Annotated in this window: 3 protein-coding genes and 1 pseudogene; all 4 read right to left on the bottom strand. The window is 71.7% G+C overall.

Annotated elements, in window-relative coordinates:
* Nucleotides 1-68 precede the first annotated feature (68 nt).
* Nucleotides 69-1538: an MFS transporter gene (locus ABZ128_RS35355; protein ID WP_356853992.1), complete on the bottom strand. Its 1470-nt coding sequence runs from the start codon at nt 1536-1538 to the stop codon at nt 69-71.
* 118 nt (nt 1539-1656) lie between these two features.
* A complete protein-coding gene (locus tag ABZ128_RS35350; RefSeq protein ID WP_356853991.1) occupies nt 1657-2874 on the bottom strand; it encodes a cytochrome P450 in 1218 nt (405 codons plus the stop codon).
* A gap of 256 nt (nt 2875-3130) precedes the next feature.
* Nucleotides 3131-4810, bottom strand: coding sequence for an AMP-binding protein (locus ABZ128_RS35345; protein WP_356853989.1), 1680 nt, complete (start codon nt 4808-4810; stop codon nt 3131-3133).
* Nucleotides 4807-4967: pseudogene (locus ABZ128_RS35340) on the bottom strand (ketol-acid reductoisomerase); the annotation flags it as partial. The gene ABZ128_RS35345 and the pseudogene ABZ128_RS35340, both read right to left, overlap by 4 nt.

Genomic DNA, 4967 nt, shown 5'->3' with positions numbered 1-4967 from the left:
GCCGTCGTCCCGCGGGGACGACGGCACACGGCGCTTCGAAGCGGTGCTCGGTGTTCGTTGCTCGGTGCTCAGCCGATGGCGTGCTGCGGCTCCCTCTCCTGCGCGGCCTCGGCGGCGGGTTCCACCGGGGCGGCGGCCGCGGGGGCGTCCTTCTTGAGGGCCAGGGCGAGGATGCCGCCCAGGACCAGGAGTCCGGCGCCGATCAGGCCGGCGAGGCGCAGTCCTTCGAGGATGTCGGCCTTGGCGGCCTCGGCGTACGTGCCGGAGAAGGTGGAGTTGGCGATGGCGACCAGGACGGCGAGGCCGACGGCGCCGCCGATCTGCTGCGAGGTGGAGGCCATGGCGCCGGCCACGCCCTGCTCCTCGGGGCCGACACCGGAGCTGGCGGAGGCGAAGACGGAGACGAAGACGAGTCCGCCGCCGACGCCCCACACGATGGAGCCGGGCAGCAGGGCGTAGAAGGAACCGCCGGTGGACATGCCGAAGATGGTCAGGGCGATGCCGATGCCGTTGACGACCATGCCGGTCGACAGGGTGGCGCGCATGCCGAAGCGCTCCATGAACTTCGGGGCGAGCTTGCCGGCGCCGATGATCGAGACCAGGGTCAGCGGGAGGAAGGCGAGGCCGGCCTGGATCGGGCTGTAGCCGAGGACGGGCTGCACGTAGGTGGTGAAGACGTAGTACGCACCCGCGAGGGCCGTCTGGAAGACGAACAGCACGGACATGGCGACGACCAGCGGGCGGTTCTTCAGCAGGCGCAGCGGCATGAGCGGGTTGCGGGTCTTGGCCTCGGTGGCGAAGAACGCGATGAGCAGGACCGCGCCGAGGACCAGCGAGCCGAGGGTGACGCTGTCGGACCAGCCCTTCTCCGGGCCGGTGACCAGGCCGGTCACGATGGCGGAGACGCCGATGGTGGACAGCAGGGCGGCGGGGAGGTCGAAGCCGCTGGAGAGGTTGGCCGGTCCGTCCGGGCGGATGGCCTTGGGGGCGGGGATGAGGATGATCAGGGCGAGCGGGATGTTGATGAAGAACACCCAGCGCCACGAGGCCAGGTCGGTCAGGACACCGCCGAGCAGTGCGCCGGCCGCGAGGCCGAGGGAGCCGGCCGAGCCCCACGCGGCGAACGCCTTGTTGCGCTGGGCGCCTTCGAAGGAGGTCGCGATGAGGGCGAGGACGGCCGGGAAGAGGAGGGCTCCGCCGATGCCCTGGACGAGGCGGGCCGCGATCAGCAGGCCCTGGTCCGTGGCGAAGCCGCCGGCGAGCGAGGCGATGGCGTAGAAGGACAGGCCGGCCACGAGGGTGCGGCGGGCGCCGAGCCGGTCGACGGCGCGGCCGCCGAAGAGCAGCAGGCCGCCGAAGGCGACGGCGTAGGCGGAGACGACCCACTGCAGGGACTGGGCCGAGAAGCCGAGGTCCTCGCCGATGTCGGGCAGCGCGACGTAGACGATGTTGTAGTCGACGCTGATGATGAACTGGGAGAAGGCCAGCAGGAACAGGACGAGGCCTGCCCTCTTCTTCGCTGGTGTTGCCGTGGTCATGAAATGACTCCTAGGTCTGACGGAACGTCAATGCGGCCTCGCGCGGTCGAGCGGTCCGCGCGAGTACGGGGGTGGCGCGGCGGGCCGGGGTACGGGGGTGGCGCGGCGGGCCGGGGTGTCAGCCGAAGCGCAGCCGGAGCTCGTTCGGGCCGGTGATCCCGATGGCGGGACGCCAGGTGACGGCGCCGGTGACGGTCGGCGCCCCCAGGCGGCGGGCGAGCGCGGGCAGCGCCTCGGTGATCTCCATGCGGGCGAGGGGGGCGCCCAGGCAGTAGTGCGGGCCGCCGCCGAACTGCATCACCGGCGTCTTGCGTTCGGCGGTGATGTCGAAGGCTTCCCCGCCGGGGTAGGCGAGGGGGTCGCGCTGCACGGCCTGCACGCCGATCATGAACATGGTGCCTTCGGGGAACGTCCGGCCCCGGAACTCGATGTCCTCGGCGGCGTAGCGGTAGACGGCGTTGGAGGAGGGGCGCCAGCGCATGACCTCCTCGACCGCCTGGCCGGCGAGTTCGGGGCGCTCGCCGAGCAGGGCCCACTGGTCGGGGTGCTCGCTGAAGGTGAACAGGGCGTTGGCGAGCTGGAGGCGCGTGGTGTCGTGGGCCGCGAAGACCATCGTGACGACGAGGTTGCGCAGTTCCTCGTGGCTCACGGTGCCGTCGGCGCGCTGGGCGGTGACCAGCGCGGAGATGAGGTCGTCGGTGGGGTGGGCCGCCTTGTCCGCCATCAGGGATTCGACGTAGTCGTAGAGCCCGACCACGGCGGTCTCCACGCGGCCGGGGATGTCGCCGCCGAGGGCCAGGCTGAAGACGAGGCCGATCTCCGAGCTCCACTTGCTGAACCGGGGGAAGTCCTCGGCCGGTACGCCGAGCAGCTGGGTCATGACGGCCAGCGGGAGGGCGTCGGCGAAGGCCTCGAAGAAGTCGCACGCGCCGGCGGCCTCGATCTCGTTGGCGAGGCGCTCGCTCGTCTCGCGGATCAGCGGGCGCAGGTTCTCCAGCATGCGGGGGGTGAACGCCCGGCTCACCAGGGAGCGCATGCGGCGGTGGGTGTCGCCGTCCTGGTTGACGAGCCCATTGACGAACCAGTCGTAGACCGGGCCGTCCGTGATGCCGTTCTGCTCCATGAAGCCCGTGCCGTTGTGGGTCAGCCGGCCGTCCCGTACGAGCTCCTGTGCCTCGGCGTGGCGCAGGACGAGCACTCCCAGCGGGGTCTCGGCGTACCAGTTCTCCGCCTGGGCCCGGGCCACGTCCGGGGAGTCGAAGCGGAACTCGGGGTCGATGACGTTGATGAACGGGACCGAGGGGGACGCCGGTACGGAAAGGGTTTCCGCTGACATGTCTAACCGTCCTTGGGATGGTTCGGGGTGGAGAGGTCGGGGGGCGCACGGGCACACCGGGGTGCACCGGGCGGGCCGGATGGGCCCGCTGGACCGGGTGCGGCTAGCAGCGAGATTACATATCTACCGTTCGGTTTTCTCTGTGCACGGGCCCGCACCCGGCGACCTTGGCAACTTGCCAAAGGAGCAACGGACTTGGGCACGTCCGCTTGCGCGCCCGGGTGGGCCTCCGACGGGAGCTCCGGGTGCGCGGGCCTCACCGGAAGTCCTCCTCGCGGTACTCCGCGTCCGACCCGGCGGCCGTCGCCTCGCGCAGTTCGACCCGCCGGATCTTGCCCGAGACGGTCTTGGGCAGCGCCCCGAACTCCAGGCGGCGCACCCGCTTGTACGGGGCGAGCACCTCCCGCGCGTGCGCGAACAGCAGCTTCGCGGTGTCCGGCCCCGGCTCCCAGCCGGCGGCGAGCACCACGTACGCCTTCGGCACGGCGAGCCGCACCGCGTCGGGGGCGGGGACGACGGCGGCCTCGGCCACCGCCTCGTGTGCGAGGAGCGCGCTCTCCAGCTCGAAGGGGGAGATCTTGTAGTCGCTGGCCTTGAACACGTCGTCGCTGCGGCCGATGTACGTGATGCAGCCGTCGGCGTCCCGTCTGCCGATGTCGCCCGTGCGGTAGTAGCCGCCGGCCATGGCCCGGGCGGTGCGCTGCGGATCGCCGTGGTAGCCGGCCATCAGGCCGACCGGGCGGGGGGACAGGTCGAAGCAGATCTCGCCCTCGTCGGCGGGCCGGTCCGTGACCGGGTCCAGGAGGGTGACGCGGAAGCCGGGCGCGGGCAGGCCCATCGAGCCCGGGGTGGACGGGCGGCCGGGGAAGTTGCCGATGCCGATGGTCATCTCGGTCTGCCCGAACCCGTCGCGTACGCCCACCCCCCAGGCGGCCCTGACCTGCTCGATGACCTCGGGGTTGAGGGGCTCCCCCGCCCCGACCGCCTCGCGCGGCGGGGTGCGCAGCCGGGAGAGGTCGGCCTGGATGAGCATGCGCCACACCGTGGGCGGGGCGCAGAAGCTGGTGACGCCCACCCGGTCCATCTCGCCCATCAGGCGGGCGGCGTCGAAGCGCGTGTAGTTGAAGACGAACACGGTCGCTTCGGCGTTCCACGGTGCGAACAGGCTGGAGTAGGCGTGCTTGGCCCAGCCCGGGGAGGAGATGTTCAGGTGGACGTCGCCGGGGCGCAGCCCGATCCAGTACATCGTCGAGAGGTGGCCGACGGGGTAGGAGGCGTGGGTGTGCTCGACGAGTTTGGGCTGCGAGGTGGTGCCGGAGGTGAAGTAGAGCATCAGGGGGTCCTCGGCGCGCGTCAGGCCGTCCGGCTCGAAGCGCCCGGTGTGCCCCTCGGCCCGCTCGTACGGGACCCAGCCGCCGTCCTCTCCTGCGCCGCCCACCGCGATCCGGGTGTAGGAGCCGGGGACGGCGTCGAACTTGGCCCGGTCCTCGGCGCGTACGATCACGTGCCCGACCCGGCCCCGGTCGATCCGGTCGCGCAGGTCGGCCGGGCCGAGCTGCGGGGTCGCCGGGGTGAGCACGGCCCGCAGTTTCATCGCGGCGAGCGCCGTCTCCCACAGTTCGGCCTGGTTGCCGAGCATGACCAGGATCCGGTCGCCGGCCCGTACGCCCTGGGCGCGCAGCCAGCCCGCGACCTGGTCGGAGCGTGCGGACAGCCGGGCGAAGGAGTGGCGGCTCTCGCTGCCGTCCTCCTCGACGATGTGCAGGGCGGTGCGCTCGTTGCCCTCGGCGATCACGTCGAACCAGTCCAGTGCCCAGTTGAAGTGCTCGGGCCGGGGCCAGACGAAACCCTCGTACGCCGCCGCCGGGTCCCTGCGGTGGCGCAGCAGGAAGTCCCGCGCGGCCCGGAACTCCTGCGTGGCGCTGTGCGCCGTCATCCCTCGACCCAGCTCATGAGCCCCCGGAGCTTCTTGCCGGTGGTCTCCAGCAGGTGCTCGGTGTCGGCCTTCTTGTACTCGTTGTACTTGGGCAGGCCGGCCTTGTACTCGGCCATCCAGGTGGTGGCGAACTCGCCGCTCTGGATCTCGGCGAGGA

This window comes from Streptomyces sp. NPDC006326 (assembly GCF_040612915.1).
Classification (GTDB): domain Bacteria; phylum Actinomycetota; class Actinomycetes; order Streptomycetales; family Streptomycetaceae; genus Streptomyces.
The sequence above is the reverse complement of the archived record's forward strand: the minus strand, read 5'-3'. Positions and strand labels throughout refer to the sequence as shown.